We start from the raw sequence: 16339 nt of genomic DNA on the forward strand, positions 1-16339 counted from the left end.
GTTACTGGGGCTAGTTATCTTTACGCTAAATCTACTACTGTTGGCACCAAGCGGTAATTCAAATCAATGGATAAATCATGGGGCATATTCCCTATTGAATCAGATATCTGTAGTTTTATTTGGTTTCGTGACTATTTTCTTGCTTGTTCGAATGCTTCCCCCTTCTGATGTTGGAGTTTGGGTTTTATTTACAAGTGTGGGAGGTATATTGGAGACGTTAAGAGTAGGCTTTATACGAATTCCTTTTATTAGTTTGCTGGTTGTTTCGGAGGAGAATGAACGGGCTAAAATCATCATCAATTCTCTGCTTCTTCACATCTTGTTAACTTTTGTAGTAGTGTCTTTATTGGCGATTTGTGCGGGGTGGCTTGCAAAATTTTGGTATGCTGAAAAACTTGAGCAGCTATTTTATGTTTATTCAGTTAATTCATTCATTTTAATAGCATTTCTTCATTTTGAATATTTCTTGCAGTCAGCTTTGCAGTTCAAGGCAATTTTTATTGCTAATTTTATCCGCTTATTTGTCTTTTTTGCTTACATCTTGGGTTATTTCGCCACTGGCAGTAACCCAACACTCCTCGAATTGGCAGTTGTGCAACTTTTAGCAACGGGTATAGCCTCTTTTTTCTCATATCAATTAGTTAAAGGCAGGATTCCATTTTTCCGAAGAGATTTGCTCGATAGTAAAGTACTTAAAAAATTGTTTCATTTAGGTAAATATACGTTTGGAACAAATATTAGTGCTATTTTAATCAGGAATACGGATAGCTGGATGATCGGCAGACTCATTTCTACGGCTGGTGTTGCAATGTATAATCCGGCATTAAGAATTTCGAATATCGTTGAAGTGCCCACTATGGCTATTGCTAATATTGTATTCCCTCAAGTTGGTAGTAAAATGAAGGAGTCTGGTATAGAGGGAGTGCAATCCATTTACTATAAATCTGTAGGTTTGATTTTAGCTGTAATGCTACCGGTTGTGCTTCCGATTTATTTTATGGCAGATTTTATTATCACTGTTATTTTTGGTAAAGAGTACTTAGAAGCTGTTCCGATCTTACAAGTGACAATATTTTATACAATTTTACTACCCTTTAGTCGGCAGTTTGGGACAATCATGGATGCCCTGCAAATGCCTAAATTAAATTTCTATTTATCTTTACTCATGGCACTGCTCAATATTGTTTTAAACTATTTTTTACTTCGATCCTTTGGTATTATAGGTGCTGCTTACGGAACTGTTATTTCTTTTGGTTTTATTTTTATTGTTAATCAAATAATTCTTTACTCCAAATTTAAGATTAATACATGGATGGTCTTTGTTGAATTGGTGGGTTGGTATGTTTATGGGTGGCGCTATATTGGAAATTTCTTTAAGACAAGGAGCGATAGAAATCACTAATGCTTTATATTTCTTAACATTTAAATACTTCATCCTGTTTTGAAAGCAAAATTTACAGAGAAGGATTTGATTAAGGTATCAGTGCTCGTATTTGTGCTTACTGTTTACCTTTTTATGACACTTAAAATTCTAATCCTTCAATGAGAGGTCGTACTAATTCTATTCTTATAATATTATTAGTGACGCTTGCATCATTAGCGATTTCTTATGCTATAGCTACTACTAGTTTAATAGTGGGGCCATTGGTGATCCTTGGTATTGTTGGATTCTTTGTGGTTAGTGCCATTGTGTTTGATTTTGGTATAGGTGCATACATTCTTTTTTTAATGGGTGCATTTATGTTTTACGTTACACGACTAATCAATGTGCCTATTCCATTAGGGGTTGTTTACGATGCTTTAGTGGTTGTAACCTTCATTTGTATCTTCCTGAATCCCAGAAAACCGAAGGATTGGACTTCCTTCAATAATGTTTTTACTTTTTTCTTTGTAATTATTACAGCATATCAACTGCTCCAGCTTTTTAATCCAAATGCAGTTTCAATTACTGGTTGGTTAGTATCAATGCGTAACAACACCTCGCTTTTATCTTACATCATTTTCTTTCAGCTTTTTGTAACCATACGAAACATCAAGAAGTTTACGATGGTTTGGCTTGGAGTAGTATTGATTGTTGCTCTTTATGGATTCTACCAAGAATATGTTGGACTGACTGATTTTGAATGGCGTTGGGTTTACGAAGCCCCAGGTCGTTTTGAGTTATATTACCAATGGGGTAGTATGAGAAAGTTCTCTTTTCTTTCTGATCCTTCAAGCTATGGTTTGTTCCTGGCATTCGGTGGTTTAGCTTTTATTACTCTAGCGTTTGGCCCATTCAAAATGCCATGGAAATTTGGTTTTGTTACCTCAGGAATTATCTCATTCGTAGCTATGGCTTATTCAGGAACCCGTACGGCAACAGCTATGGTGGCTATTGGACTTGTTCTTTTGATATTATTAAACATTAATAATTCAAAAGTAATCATGTTTACATTGGCTATGGTCTTTGTTGGTGGGGTTGTTTTTTTTGGGCCATTTTACAGTGGTACAATAATCCGCTTGCGATCAACATTTACTCCCTCCGAAGATCCGTCCATGGGCGTTCGGGATTATAAACGACTTAACAATCAACACTACATACGCAGTCATCCAATTGGTGGGGGACTAATGACTACAGGAACAAGCGGAGTCATCTATTCTCCTGGCCATCCTTTAGCGGGGGGATGGGACCCTGATAGTGGATATCTAGCGACAGCGCTGGAGTTGGGATGGATTGGTTTACTTATATTTGTATCTTTCTTTGCCATGGTAATGATAAAAGGTATAAATAATCATTTTTCGATTACTGATCCGTTACTTCGTAATTTGAATTTAGTGTATGTCATACCTTTTTTTGCCCTTACGGTTGGGCATTTTACTCAGCATGCTATGTTTTCGAAACCAGTAAATCTTATTGTAATTGCAACTTATGCCTTGTTGATTCGTTTACCTCAATTTGAAAAACTAAAATCAGATTCAATTCTCTGAAATATGAAAACCATTAGCCTATTTATCGTTTTTGTTATGTTCGGATTGCCTTCTTTACGGGCCCAAACTATTGACTACAACAAAATTATATTGCCTGATCGGGCTCAAAGCTCTGATTTTGGGGAAAAGTTAGTTCAGCTTGCTTGGAAGAATCATCCGACAAATGAAATTTTGAGGCGCGAATTGATGATTGCTCAATACCAGGTTGGTCGCTCAGCAGCCGATTGGCTGGATTTAATAACGATTCAGGGAAACATAAATGAGTTTAATATTAAAGCTCAAGATGCCGCTGTTCCTGTGTTTTTACCACGATATAATTTCGGTATATCAATACCGCTTGGAGTTTTAGTAGCTAATCCTAATGAGACAAAGCAAAACAGACAACGATTATCTATTGCTCAGGAGGAGATTAACGCTCAGAAGCTTGAGGTAAGACGAGTAGTACTTAAATCATATAATGAGTATCAATTGCGTGAGAAAATTTTCAGGATCCAATCCCAACAATTTTCAGATATTGAGAGTAACTTTAAGTTGATTGAGCAACGTTTTAAGAATGGAGAATTAACCTTTGAGACATTTACTGCCGGACAATCAGATCTGAACAGAGCATCAATTCAGTTACTTGAGGCTGAACGGGATTTAAAAAATGCCAAACTGGATTTGGAACAATTGATAGGGGTAAGACTTGAGGATGTGATGTGATCTTTAATCTTGATTTTGATCTTACGTGAGTTCTGCAGTAGTAAGTAACATAAAAAACCATAGACGAGGCTGGATTGATTATGCCAGAGGCGTTGTAATCATATATGTTGTTTATCGTCATGCGCTAACGGGTCTCCTGGGTGCTGGCGTGGATATAAAGAATGCCATTTATTTGGTTCAGGAATCCAGTATGCCGGTTTTCTTTATAGTATCGGGCGTCTTCATATCATCCAGTGCTTTAAAGAGAGGATTTGGAACATTTGTCCGATTTAAGCTGGAGTCTTTGATGTATCCATATTTTATATGGGCTACTATTCATCTTACAATTCAGATATTATTTAGCCAGTACTCAAATTTTAGTAAGGACGTTAACTATTATATTTATTTATTTACTTTTCCTCGGGCGATTGACCAGTTTTGGTATTTGTATGCATTATTTGCAGTTATGGTAGTCTTTGCTTCTTTGAATTTTAAGCTTTTAAAATTCAATTTATGGCTAAACGTTATCATCGCGCTTTGTCTGTACTTTGCTTCGTATTACATTAAGACTGATCTGTTTTCACTTCATGATATATTGTTTTATTATCTATTCCTTGTTTTTGGATTTTTAATGGCTGGGAATTTATTACCAGTTGAAAGTAATTTTTTTCGGGGCAGGTGGTTGATTTATGTTCTTCCGGTATTTCTAGCCATACAAATTTTGTGGAGAATGTGGTATCCAGACACTAGCAAACTGGATGACTTGGATTATATCGGCTTCATGCTATTTGTCCCCACAACAATTATCGGGGCATTATTAATATTTTTTATTTCTTACAAGCTTGATGAATGGGGTTTATTAAAAATACTGCGATTTATAGGCAGTCATTCATTATACATCTATATAATGCATTTAATTTTTACTAGTGCAATTCGGGTGGTTTTAATGAAGATTTATCCAGAGGCACCTCCTGTATTCATGTTGATTGTAATCATGATAGGCGGTGTTTTTATACCCATTGCTTGCTACAGAATACTTCTAAGGCTAGGATTTAATGGTTTATTTGTGCCCCCTCAACGGGTAAAAAATTTGATTTATGGGGCAAGTAAACCTCAATAGTTCCCGGATACACAATTCTAGGCGCCTCAAATGAATCCACTTTTACATAATGTTCCTTCAACCTATCTCTGATAGAAAATGGATAGAAATTATTTAACATTGGAATGTTCTCGAAGATGACCACGTCATAATATTGACCTTCGATACGGGTTGAGAACATTTCAAGCTCTTGATTAAACATTCCTACACCTAAATGATACCACAAAGGGCCCTTTTCTAATTTGAAGTTCGCCTCAATAGTGAGAGGTGTTAATTCAGACATGTTTAAAACAATAGGCTCCTTTTCCTTTCTGATTTTATTAATGAGCGTAATACTGCGATTAAGACCATCAATGGTACTTTCAGGCATCCTGATCCCTTCAAATGATGACAATGTAGTTTTTTTCCAGGTTGATAGATCTGAATAAAAGTTGCATTCTGGTGGTTCAAGAATGTACGTATTTATTGAGACGACATTTTTGGTTGTGCTTGATAATATAGTTTTGGCTAGTATTTTTTCAGCATATTTCCAATATTTCTCTGACCACCATATGCTGACCAATGTTAGTAAAACGACAAATGTGATACGTGATTGAAACCATTTGACTTCTTGTAGTTGAATGAGTATAAAGGCACTCGAGAAGGCATGAAAGAAGAAATTATTATCCTTTGGCACATAACTGGTAACTTGATAAATCATCGCCTGAAAAATTATGCCGATCACTAAAAGTGTAAATAAAAGGTTCTGACGATTGAGTGCACCGTTTCTCCAATTAATGTAGAGTATCATTATTATTACTACCAAATAGAATTTTTCCCATCGGGATTCTTCCATGTTAATTCTAAGAATATCCTGAAGTGATATTCTAGCGTAGTGCGGTGGTTGACCATAATTAAACCAATAACCAAAATCATATTGGAGAAATGGTACGATGAAAAGAAAGAAAAAGAATAAGAGGGTTAACGAAAATACAACGGCAGGTTTAATGGTTCGGTATAGATAGGAGTGGATTCCAATAATAATCAAACCAATAAGCAGACCTAAGGCGCCTCCGTCTTGTTTGGTGAAAAATGCCACGGCAAAGAAAAAACCTGAGCCTATTAGTAAAATCCAGGAGTGACGTTGCTCTACATTTTTTAAATAGTGAAATAGAAAGCCAAGAGCAATGAGCTGAAAAATGATAACGGTATGATTGTATTGCGGCCAATATAGGCCCAGGATAAATGTTAGGGAAAAGATGAATATGGCAAGGAGTCGTGTATATAGGGTGGCCCCATTACTAACAAGGATCCAACGAAAGGATAACCCGGATATGATATTCATAAATGCATGCGCCTTGGCAAGAGTGAAAAGTGTGGGGCCAAACAATTTGAAGAAGAGAGCGGGGATCAGCCAAGAACAAAAACCCATGGGAATACCAAAGTCTCTGTACGGTAGCTCTCCCAGGTAAAGCCGGTAAGCTCCTTCCCATATCATATATAGGTTGATTTGGTATGATAGATCAAAGAATAATGGAAACAATGAACATCCAATTATTGGGAGCAGTTCAACGGCAAATATTATCCGCTCTTTCATGTTATTTTAAACTGTGGATAACGAAACTTAGACAATTTAAAGCTATAGAATAAGCAACAAATGAATGGAACAACCATTTTGGTATTGCAGTATAGCTAGAGGCAATAAGAACCAGAAGCGCAGGAAAAAAATCCAGGGAAAATCGCTGAGTATTAACTTGCATCCAACCATTGTTGTGATACAGTAATGTACCGGCTAGTATTAGCAAGATGGTGCACCAAAAGGCAACCTTAAACCGGGTTTCTTCATTTGCTTTATATGAGAAAATCACATACGGGGAAGCCGCAAGGATTGATGTGCCATACTGATCCATGCCGAGCGCCTGTAAATTCATGGTGCCAGAAAAGATAATATTGTGCCCTTTTAAGATCAGGTGGTAGAGGTTGTAAAAGAGGTATTTTGTACTAAACAGACCATACTGATTAATTCTTTCCTGAATCGGAGCGGAATAGATCAGGTATTGATATCCTGTGTCAAGAAAATTGTGGAACCTCAAGTAATTAAAAATGAAATAGGGGGTTACACAAACAAATGCTACTGCAAAAGAAATAACCGTAGTACGGACAGCAATTCTTTTGTCTGGTTGGTCAACGTAAAGGAAGTAAATGATTATAATTCCATAGAAGATAGTCATTTGCCGGGTTAAAAATGCCAAAGCCCAGAGTATGCCAATAAGTAATGGTCTCTTTTTATCTTTCAATTCAAGTAGAAGCATGAGTAACAGACAGGTGCAAATTACATGAGCGAATCCATTGATGTGGTCGCTCGTAAGAACTACCCACCAATATCCGCTGCCAAAAAAGAACGCTAGAAATACCCAAAGTTTTCCGGTTGAATCCCCCATAAATCTTGCAAGCAGGCGATAGAATAGAAACATGTTAAGGCATGAAATCAACAGGCTTAGAAAGACGGTATTAATCGCATTATCAAACAGGGCTACAACTGGTGTTATGAGGATAGAAGGAAAGGGGGGGAAGCTCACGTAGTACTTCCCCTCAAATACGGATGCGTCCCAGAAATAATGATCAATATCAAGCTTGCCTTTAAGGAATGCTTGCGCCTGAAATACAGCCAAATTAGAATCGTATGAGTTTTTATAGATAACAGGAATATGAACAACCAGGTATAAAGAGAAAATCAGAATCCAGTGCTTCCATTTTAGATTCTGAAAGGATAGAATTTCCTGTAGAAATTTCTTCATAAACAAAAAATTAAAGCGTAACTATCGGTGTTAAAGTTATGAGATTTTGATAGAATGGCTGCAGATTTTACCACAAATTGGAACAATTATCCTAAGGAAAACTCCAGCCTCAGGCATCCCAATTTTTGTGACGATTTTAGCAATCTCCTTTTAAAGGAGAGTCCCTCATTTATTATTCGAGGTAATGGCCGTTGCTATGGTGATGCCTCATTAGCTCCCTTTATTGTTAGTACGCTCAAGTTCAATAGAATATTGTTCTTTGATGATTCAAATGGTGTCCTTGCTTGTCAGGCGGGTTTGATACTATCCGATATATTGGATGTGATTATGCCAAAAGGTTGGTTTCTACCTGTAACACCTGGTACAAAATACATTACCGTGGGAGGGGCGGTTGCTTCTGATGTGCATGGTAAAAATCATCATAAGGACGGTTCCTTTTCCCAGCATATAGTTTCTATGAAAATTCTTACTCCTCAAGGTGAGTATGTTACGTGCAGTGCAACTGAAAATAGTGAGTTATTTTGGTTTACATGCGGTGGGATGGGTTTGACAGGTGTTATATTGGAAGTAACATTCAGATTAAAGAGGGTTGAAACGGGATACATTAAGCAGGTTCAGATTAAATCGGGTGGCCTTGATGAAGTGCTCAACCTTTTCGAGGAATATGGACATTATACGTATTCTGTCGCCTGGATCGATTGTCTTAAAACCGGTAGCCGTTTTGGAAGAAGCATTCTAATGTTGGGCGAACATGCTATTATTCCGGAGATGAACGATCACACGCAGGCCTATCCCAAAAAGTCAAAAACTTTAACCGTACCGTTCCAATTTCCGTCATTTGTATTAAACGGGTTAGCGGTAAAGGCTTTCAATTCAGTGTACTACAATAAGAATTATAAACGAGAAATGAGTTCTGTTGTGTCTTATGAAAGCTTTTTTTACCCGTTGGATTCAATTTTACATTGGAATAGAATTTATGGCAAGAGAGGATTTGTTCAGTACCAGTTTGTGATTCCTAAAGCTAATGGCAAAGAAGGTGTACGGGATATCTTAACAAGAATCAGTAATAAGGGGTGGGGTTCTTTTTTGGCTGTGCTTAAGCTTTTCGGAACACAACAAGGGCCTATTTCTTTCAATATGGAAGGGTATACCCTCGCACTTGATATTCCAATTAATGCTAAACTTTTCTCCTTTCTGGATGAGCTTGATTTAATGGTTAAGGACTATGGAGGACGTATTTATTTAACAAAGGATGCGCGTATGAAGGCGGAAATTTTCCACAGTACATATCCTAATGCATCAAGTTTTACTTCTTTTTTAAAGAAGATTGACCCTGATAAAAAGATCGTATCATCACTTTCCAGGCGCCTTGAAATAAAATAACCTATGAAGAGATTTCTTATCCTGGGCGCTTCATCGGAAATAGCACTGGCCATAGCCGATCAGTTAGCTGCAAAGTCAAACGAATTAATTTTAGCGGCCCGCAATTGCGAAAGATTGGCTCCGGTGAAAAGCGATTTGTCAGTTCGTTTTGGGGCCACAGTAGTGCTTTCTGAATTCGATGCATCGCGACCCGACACGCATATGACTTTTTATGAAAACATTAATCCCAAGCCGGATGTGGTAATTTCTGTCATCGGCTTCCTGGGGAATCATGAAAGGGCAATAGTTGATTGGAAAGAATGCGCTGAAATACTAGCCTCAAATTATGTAGGTCCAGTTTCAATTCTGAATATAGTAGCGAATGATTTTGAAAGGAGAAAGGAGGGGATAATTGTGGGCATTAGTTCTGTAGCCGGAGAGCGCGGCCGCCAAAGCAATTATTTATATGGAAGTGCTAAAGCTGGATTTACTGCCTACATATCCGGTTTGAGAAACAGACTTTTTAAAAGTGGTGTTCATGTACTTACGGTTAAACCGGGTTTCATGAAAACTAGGATGATAGAAGGTATAAAAACACCACAGTTTCTAACTGCTCAGCCTGCTCATGTAGCATCCCAGATCATCAAAGCTATTTATAAAAGAAAAAATGTTGTTTATATACTGCCTGTATGGCGATGGATCATGCTCATGATTCGAAACATCCCCGAGTTCATGTTTAAGAGACTAAAACTTTGATTTTGGATTTTTGTATCAATTTTTTTTGAATACAATAAACTCCTTGGAGATCAAATATTTGGCAGGCCACCAATAAAATGAAATATTAGAAAATAGCTTAATGGTGTTAAGTTTGGTATGGCTGTACCTGAATTCCTGCTTCACAGGAAGGGGTTGCATGAATTTCATCAACTTTTTATGGGTCATATGATTTAGTTCTAGGTATTCCTGTACTAAATCATACTGTCCAAGTGTGGTTTGATTACGTTTTTTTATCATATTGATCAGCATCTTCTGCGGAAGATATTGTATCCAAGGAATATTAATTATTCTATTCATGTGACTGGCATACGGCCCTTCCCAAGGTGGATAACTGAAAAAAATAATTCCTCCTTTTTTAAGATTTCTGTTTACCAGAATATCCAGAATGCCAGGAATCCAATGTGGTTTTATATGCTCAATAACATCGTTTAAAATAATGACATCGTATTCTTTATCAATGGGGGTTTCAATGATATTTTTTTGTGAGAGAGTGACATTTTTGGTAGGGTATTTTTTCAGCACAGCAAAAGCTATTTCAATGTGCTTCTCATCAATATCGTACCCATCGACAACAGCATCAAGATTTTTAGCCATCCAGATACTCATGGCTCCTACACCGCAACCAAAATCCAATACAGATTTTCCTTTCAGATCAAAATGACTTTTTAATATTTTCTTGTCAATGTCAAGATGAGAAGACTTATCTAGTATTGCTTCCTCTGCATATTTGATTCCGTCCTGTATGGTATCTTCGTGGGTTAGTTTAATCGAACTCATGTAGTTAAGGATTCTGGTTACTGTTTGTCTTCTAAATCCGATAGTATAACATCGCTTAACTTGTCAGCTATAATTTTGTTTCCTGTCTTTGTCACATGACAGAAATCAATATAAATGTATTGTTCTCCATTAAATGCTTGGGATAAGTCATGTATCCATGGATGTTCTTTTTGTTTAATGATTCTTTGTAGTTCATCATAAACAAATCGAAAGTTTGTACCCAACTCCTCATCAAGTTGAAGGTGAGTGAGTTGAGGTGACCCGATGTAAGCTACGGGTTGTAACACACCTATAAATTTACCGCCCCTGCTCGTAACCAAGTCATGAGCCATTTCCCAATTTTCAATTAACATCTTGGCCACTGTTATCCCTTTTTCAGAGTCAACACAATTATAGTTAGCGGTTTTTCTTTCGCGTTTGCTTTGGTGGTATTGAATTGCCAATAAAATATTTTCGGTAAAAAGATTATTGAGTACGGTAAAGATAAACTGCCTGGCGCCACCATAAATTTTTTTTTGGAATAGCGGGATTAATCGGTGGCCTGGTAGTTCCTCGATTTCCTTTGGACACAGGAATGCAGCATCATTCACACCGTCATAAAATATGACAATGTCTGCCTTTTCACCTTTTGCATACATGGATATTAACGCATCCAGATTTTGTCTTGAATTGTAGGCGAGCTGCGCATGATTAACGACTGTACCTGTATTGATTTTTTGATGTACGAGTGCCGGAATTGTATTGGCATCGTCTGACCCTTCACCCCACATAGTTGAGCCGCCAAAAAAGCGAATAATGGGACTGGGTGATGCTGTGGAAGGAGGGGTATGTACCCGAAGGCCTTGTTCATTGATCTGTAACGTTTTGCCTTTGTAGGGTAGCATTTGCCATTCTGCAAAAGGCTTGTAGCGATGAGCAATGCTGTGGTAATCATTGAATATGGCCTCTGCATAGTCGTGATTATCCTGATACGCTGGAAGGAGATGCCGTTTTTCACCACCAATTTTTCGCAGGTATATACCAGCGGCCCAATTGGTAATGGCCAGAAGAATCAGAAAAATACAAACACTAATAAGGGAGTTTTTGGCGTACGTGAGCAGTTTTTTCATGGGAAGATCTTGTCAGTAAAGGTAATAGGGCAGTAGGGAAAATGAAACCTATCGGAGTTACTTTATAAGTAGTTTGTATCGGTGAAAACCTGATTCATCCTCAAGGAAAATTACATAAAGCCCAGCAGGAACATTCAGGTCAATTTCCATACGCTCTGAAGATAGTAGTCCGGTCTGTATAACCTGGCCCCATATGTTCAAAAGGGCGTAGGGCGTAGGTTTTGATATCCCTTTCACGGTAACCAGATGTTGCGCTGGATTAGGATACAGTTGGTAAGCATTGTGTTTGGATTCGACTCCAGTAATGATATATGTAAAAGGCAGTGAGGTATTTGTGCAGGATGACCGCAGTATGCGAACCTGATATTGACCACTGACGAGCGGAGTATAAACCGATTGGGTTGCTCCAGGTATCTCCTCACCATCCAACAGCCATTTAATATCGGAGGCAATGCTGGATACCAAGTCACCATTTTTAACCGAAATTTCAGGCTGGGGTATTTCAACGGTAGCAATTAGTTCAAAACGCTGGTTGCCATAAGTATCAGGATGTTCGGTAACTTGAAACACATACGCGTCATTGGCCTTAACCTGTAGAAGGGAATCAAGATATAGATCTCTTAATTTGAACTCACGATTGTGATTAAATACTGAGCCAGTAAAATTCAGCGCGTAGGTTCCAGCTTTCACATTTTCTACAGAAAGGGCAAGCGTTGCTCTGCATGTATCGGGCATGTTTTTAATAGATACTTGAACTGAATCAGTTGTAAGGACAGCTAAATTGTAATAGCTGTTTCGCTGCTTTATACCATCGAATCTTGGATCGAACTTCAAACCTGAGCGATCATTAAATTTTAAGAACGTTCGATCAGTTAGGCCGTTGTGGTTTAATGAAATTATCAGATTTGAATTTGATTCTTCTTTTGTCCTGTATAGGGTGGCTTGTGCATTGGCTTTGGCGGTTTCTTGTACAGTTAGTGATGGAGTGGTATTCGGGTCAAATGCCTTTACCCAAAATGATTGTCCTTGAGCAATCAGTCCGGCAAATTCTTCATCTCCTTCCTCGCCATCCCATACGAGGAAACGACCATTCTCATACTCATTGTCTCGTAAATATGCCGTTGCATTAATTCCACTGCTTATCCAGCCTGCATTGCCCCATTGAATGGGTGCAGCATATGGATTACCCAAAAGACTCCACCCACTTTGGTCATTGACAGCCCCATCGTTAAGTTGAAACGAAAAATCTCCTATGTGAATTTCTCCTGCCAATTTAACCAAGGTAGGGTCTGTACTCTTTCGAATATATGCCGCGTATCCCTTTCCTAACGCGAAGTTTTCGGTGTGAGATGTTGTCGGGTAGGGGAGCCACCCTGCAGGTTCCTGGTAATGGAAAAGCGATGGATTAGTTGTTCCAGGAGAATTTCCTGCAAAGGTGCCCGTCACGGGTATGTAGTTCTGAAGGTCGCTCACGGTAGCGTTTTGCACAGGAAAACTGAGGTAACGATACATTCTTCCCGGTCGGATAAAGCGTTGAAAACGAACATCACCGGTTATGTTTCCGGTGCCTTCAACACGGCCGATATTAGCCGTTTTATTGGTAGATGAAACAAGGGTAAGTAAGCCATTTGCATGGAGTATTCCATTGTAAATTTTTTACAGAGTCAAGCACAAATAATGAATCGCGAAGAAACAATGCGCCACCACCGCTAAGATTAGTAGCAACAACAGACACTGTATCCGATAAGCTTTTGGTGTAAAGATTGGAATGAGCAGCAGATTGTGAAGTAATAGAAAGCTTACTTCGGTCAAAAGCTATACGACCGGTTTGATTTTCACTGTTAAGCGTACCGTTGCCAAAAATGCTCAGATGATTTTTGCCGAGATTTAATTCACTTCCATTTTGAATGGTTAATCCACCACCACTGGCTGATCCCAGCTCCAGTGTTCTTGGTAAGGTGCCTTCCGTAACACTCACAACCGAAGCCTCCAAAATGTTGAGTTGATTAAACGCTGCTTTGCTGCCAAAAAAAATTAAGGCATGTGGCCGGCCACCGGAAAGGGTTATACCAAACTTCAAGGCGGGATTGAATTCATCTTCTTCCTGCAAGGTGAGATCACCGGTGAGTTGAATGGTACTGGTGTTGTCACTAGCTCCATTTAAGGTTACGCCATTTACGATCACCAAATTGCCGGCTACTATAGTTGCCCCACTGCCAAGTGTCTTTGTGGTGCCCGCTCCAAGAATTTCCACATGGCCGTAGGCACGCGCGGGTATGGTTGTAGCATTGGCGCCAAAGCGTATGGTTGATGTTGGTGAAATAGCACCAAACGATATCGGCTGAGTTGTATGGATATTTACCATACCATCGCCTTCCACATTAATCTCCCCGGTAAACGCATTGTTCACCGTCATCTCACCCCCGTTACGCACCCACAAGGCCGATTCATTACCGCTAATGGTTATGGCCCCGTTTTGAGGAACAGCTTTGTTAACGTTAAATACCTGGAAGTTACCGCTAAAAGAAGTGGGGGGAGTACCATTCCCGGTAGCAGGATCAGTACCCCCACGAACTTAACTGACTCAAATCTTGCCCAGGCTTTGGGTAGTAGTTTTGTGGAGTTTGGGTGACGACTGAAAATTTAACGCATTCTGGAAATCCCATCTGTTCCACTCCCAAAGCTGCTTGAATTAGGTGTTGCGCACACAACATGATCACCCGGTAAAATTTTCCAGCCATTTGGGAAATACCAAGGATCACTGGGATACACATAAAGACTACTACTCCATCCATCTAATTGCCTGGTGTGCTGGTTGCCGTTGACCTTAAATACAACACTTCCACCTCCGTTGGCGATAGCTGCCCTCACATTAAAGTCATTGGTGCCTAGAACACCTTTTATTAATCACTTGCTCATTAACCAATGGGCTGATGTTGGTATTGCCAGTAGCCGCATTGGTAAGGGTAAAGCCTGTAACTCGGTTGTGTGACCCCGCTGTGCTTAATAATTCAACCGAAATGTCATCACTGCTCACAGCGCCCAGGTTATCGGTTACTGTAAGACGGAATTGAAACGTACCTGCCTGCAGGTTGCTTACTTTTAAAATCTGGCTATTGGTTTGCTCTAATGTGAGTGCTGCACCTTGTGTTTGTGACCAGGAAACGGCTGTGACGGATCCATCAGCATCAAAATAGTCAGCGAATAAATAGATGGTGCCGTCACTGACCATAAACTTTTTATCTGAGCCCACATTTACATAGGGTTGAGCATTGACCGTTGAATTCTTCGTGAATTGCAAAAGCCAATCATATACTGGATAACCAGCAGACTGGTTATAGATAGGATTCCACATAGCGTTGTGTTCCATGGCATCCAGCAAGGTTACGTGCGGCCTGATACTTCCCGGATTGGGGCATTCGTTAATGGCAGCAGCCATTTTGGTTGCATTGTCGTAAGTCAACAGAATGTCTTCCGTTCCATGAAAAAACCATATCGGAATATTGGCCAGTGAACACGCTTGATCAATAATATCCGGGGTTTCTTCATCGTTGTCATACGATCTTCCACACATAGGCACCATACCAGCAACCTTTTCAGGATAAGCCGCGGCATAGATCATGCACCCTTGTCCACCCAGGCTTAACCCCATGATATAAATCTTATCCGGATTAATGGTGCGAATGGTTTTTACATATTCGATTACCTCATCAATGTATGGAGCAGACCAATCCTGGTCAGCAATGTTAGGAGTAGCATCGCGTTTCAGTTGAGGCGATACAACGATAAAAGGCCTTGTGGTTGGCCATTGTCCTTTATCAATCAAGTAAGCAGGAGTTGCATCACTTGGTTGATTTCGCAAGCAATTAATTGATGAGCACCCAGTATTGGGATTTGGATTGATTTGTCCTTGTCCGTGAAGATTAATCAATAAAGGGGAAGGAGTGCCTTCCACATACCCCGGAGGGGTGTAGATTAGAAATTCGGTATTGCCCGGACTTGTCATGATCCCCTGTCCGTTTACCCACCTGCGTTTGTGCAACTGATAAAACCGGAACACCTGCCAGTAAGGTGAGTAAAAATAAGAGCCCGTATGTTTTAGTATTCTTATTCACTTCCTTCGTGGGTTAAGGAATTGAAATTAACAAATTACGTCCGGCTATCAAATAAGTTGAGCCGGTTGATAGGCCGGCTCAACATTAAGTTTTGTTTAAGATTACTTATTTAAAAATAAGTATCACTTTCCGCTGGAGCACGGCTGCACCCTGGCGTATGTGCATGATATATAATCCCGGGGTGGTATCCTCCGATAGGTTTAATTTATGAACACCATTTGCTTCTGCTCCCGGTATCTGAACAGCAAACACGTTACGTCCGCTCAGGTCAACCAACGAAATTTCAGCATTCTGTGTAGAAGTTGTTTCAATTTTTGTGTAGAGCTCGCTATAGGTTCCTGGGTTCGGATAAACATACGCGTTGAATCCGTCAACTCCCGGATTCTCAGTACCGGTTACCAGGTATTGGAATGGATCTGAAATTTTAGAGCAACCACCCTGAGAAACCAATACCGAGTAGGCTCCATCCTCAATCAGTTTAATGCCCCAATCGTATGCATCCATCGGTTCATTATCCTTATACCATTGCATAAAGGTTCCGGCTGGGATGTCGTTGACAATTTCAAGCACCTCTCCATCGAATTCAATTAATGGCATCGGTATATGATTGATTTCTACATAGGTAGATGCTTTAGGGCCTTCGCAACCATTCACTACGGCTGCCCACTTCAAATC

14 protein-coding genes are annotated in these 16339 nt (G+C 39.4%); 6 read left to right on the forward strand and 8 right to left on the reverse strand.

Features of this window, described 5'->3' with window-relative positions:
* Positions 1 to 40: 40 nt before the first annotated feature.
* From QY309_05620 to QY309_05635, 4 genes are all read left to right on the forward strand, one after another.
* Complete coding sequence (locus QY309_05620) at positions 41 to 1402, forward strand: flippase (protein WKZ60960.1); 1362 nt, start codon at positions 41 to 43, stop codon at positions 1400 to 1402.
* A 140-nt stretch (positions 1403 to 1542) separates the two neighbouring features.
* The gene (locus QY309_05625; protein WKZ60961.1) at positions 1543 to 2967 is read left to right on the forward strand and encodes an O-antigen ligase family protein; all 1425 of its coding nucleotides are present in this window, start codon (positions 1543 to 1545) and stop codon (positions 2965 to 2967) included.
* 3 nt (positions 2968 to 2970) lie between these two features.
* Positions 2971 to 3669 carry a TolC family protein gene (locus QY309_05630; protein WKZ60962.1) on the forward strand — a complete coding sequence of 233 codons (699 nt, stop codon included), beginning with the start codon at positions 2971 to 2973 and terminating at the stop codon, positions 3667 to 3669.
* 25 nt (positions 3670 to 3694) lie between these two features.
* On the forward strand, positions 3695 to 4768 hold the full coding sequence (locus QY309_05635) for an acyltransferase (GenBank protein ID WKZ60963.1): 1074 nt from the start codon (positions 3695 to 3697) through the stop codon (positions 4766 to 4768).
* Here the strand turns inward: QY309_05635 and QY309_05640 are convergent.
* Positions 4701 to 6323 carry a hypothetical protein gene (locus tag QY309_05640; GenBank protein WKZ60964.1) on the reverse strand — a complete coding sequence of 541 codons (1623 nt, stop codon included), beginning with the start codon at positions 6321 to 6323 and terminating at the stop codon, positions 4701 to 4703. The genes QY309_05635 and QY309_05640 overlap by 68 nt on opposite strands.
* A 1-nt stretch (position 6324) precedes the next feature.
* Positions 6325 to 7398, reverse strand: a complete 1074-nt coding sequence (locus tag QY309_05645) for a glycosyltransferase family 39 protein (GenBank protein ID WKZ60965.1) — start codon at positions 7396 to 7398, stop codon at positions 6325 to 6327.
* Positions 7399 to 7578: 180 nt separating this feature from the next.
* Between QY309_05645 and QY309_05650 the strand changes: the two genes are divergently transcribed.
* Together QY309_05650 and QY309_05655 are read left to right on the forward strand one after the other, a co-directional pair.
* Positions 7579 to 8907 carry an FAD-binding oxidoreductase gene (locus tag QY309_05650; protein WKZ60966.1) on the forward strand — a complete coding sequence of 443 codons (1329 nt, stop codon included), beginning with the start codon at positions 7579 to 7581 and terminating at the stop codon, positions 8905 to 8907.
* 3 nt (positions 8908 to 8910) lie between these two features.
* Positions 8911 to 9642: an SDR family oxidoreductase gene (locus QY309_05655; protein WKZ60967.1), complete on the forward strand. Its 732-nt coding sequence runs from the start codon at positions 8911 to 8913 to the stop codon at positions 9640 to 9642.
* A gap of 15 nt (positions 9643 to 9657) precedes the next feature.
* Here QY309_05655 and QY309_05660 read toward each other — a convergent pair whose 3' ends face one another.
* The 6 genes from QY309_05660 to QY309_05685 all read right to left on the reverse strand — a co-directional run bounded on the left by QY309_05660 (position 9658) and on the right by QY309_05685 (position 16336).
* The gene (locus QY309_05660) at positions 9658 to 10440 is read right to left on the reverse strand and encodes a methyltransferase domain-containing protein (GenBank protein WKZ60968.1); all 783 of its coding nucleotides are present in this window, start codon (positions 10438 to 10440) and stop codon (positions 9658 to 9660) included.
* A 17-nt stretch (positions 10441 to 10457) separates the two neighbouring features.
* A complete protein-coding gene (locus QY309_05665) occupies positions 10458 to 11549 on the reverse strand; it encodes a hypothetical protein (protein ID WKZ60969.1) in 1092 nt (363 codons plus the stop codon).
* 57 nt (positions 11550 to 11606) lie between these two features.
* A complete protein-coding gene (locus QY309_05670; GenBank protein ID WKZ60970.1) occupies positions 11607 to 13061 on the reverse strand; it encodes a T9SS type A sorting domain-containing protein in 1455 nt (484 codons plus the stop codon).
* A gap of 82 nt (positions 13062 to 13143) precedes the next feature.
* Positions 13144 to 13983 carry a hypothetical protein gene (locus tag QY309_05675; protein ID WKZ60971.1) on the reverse strand — a complete coding sequence of 280 codons (840 nt, stop codon included), beginning with the start codon at positions 13981 to 13983 and terminating at the stop codon, positions 13144 to 13146.
* Positions 13984 to 14427: 444 nt separating this feature from the next.
* A complete protein-coding gene (locus tag QY309_05680; GenBank protein ID WKZ60972.1) occupies positions 14428 to 15555 on the reverse strand; it encodes an alpha/beta fold hydrolase in 1128 nt (375 codons plus the stop codon).
* 214 nt (positions 15556 to 15769) lie between these two features.
* Complete coding sequence (locus tag QY309_05685) at positions 15770 to 16336, reverse strand: T9SS type A sorting domain-containing protein (GenBank protein WKZ60973.1); 567 nt, start codon at positions 16334 to 16336, stop codon at positions 15770 to 15772.
* Positions 16337 to 16339 lie beyond the last annotated feature (3 nt).

The sequence above is a fragment of the Cyclobacteriaceae bacterium genome, assembly GCA_030584025.1.
In the GTDB taxonomy this organism is placed as follows: Bacteria; Bacteroidota; Bacteroidia; order Cytophagales; family Cyclobacteriaceae; genus UBA2336.

Coding starts and splice junctions, on each gene's coding strand:
- QY309_05625 (WKZ60961.1), top strand. CDS start 1,543: ATGAGAGGTCGTACTAATTCTATTCTTATAATATTATTAGTGACGCTT.
- QY309_05630 (WKZ60962.1), top strand. CDS start 2,971: ATGAAAACCATTAGCCTATTTATCGTTTTTGTTATGTTCGGATTGCCT.
- QY309_05640 (WKZ60964.1), bottom strand. CDS start 6,323: ATGAAAGAGCGGATAATATTTGCCGTTGAACTGCTCCCAATAATTGGA.
- QY309_05650 (WKZ60966.1), top strand. CDS start 7,579: ATGGCTGCAGATTTTACCACAAATTGGAACAATTATCCTAAGGAAAAC.
- QY309_05655 (WKZ60967.1), top strand. CDS start 8,911: ATGAAGAGATTTCTTATCCTGGGCGCTTCATCGGAAATAGCACTGGCC.
- QY309_05660 (WKZ60968.1), bottom strand. CDS start 10,440: ATGAGTTCGATTAAACTAACCCACGAAGATACCATACAGGACGGAATC.
- QY309_05665 (WKZ60969.1), bottom strand. CDS start 11,549: ATGAAAAAACTGCTCACGTACGCCAAAAACTCCCTTATTAGTGTTTGT.
- QY309_05670 (WKZ60970.1), bottom strand. CDS start 13,061: ATGTATCGTTACCTCAGTTTTCCTGTGCAAAACGCTACCGTGAGCGAC.
- QY309_05680 (WKZ60972.1), bottom strand. CDS start 15,555: ATGACAAGTCCGGGCAATACCGAATTTCTAATCTACACCCCTCCGGGG.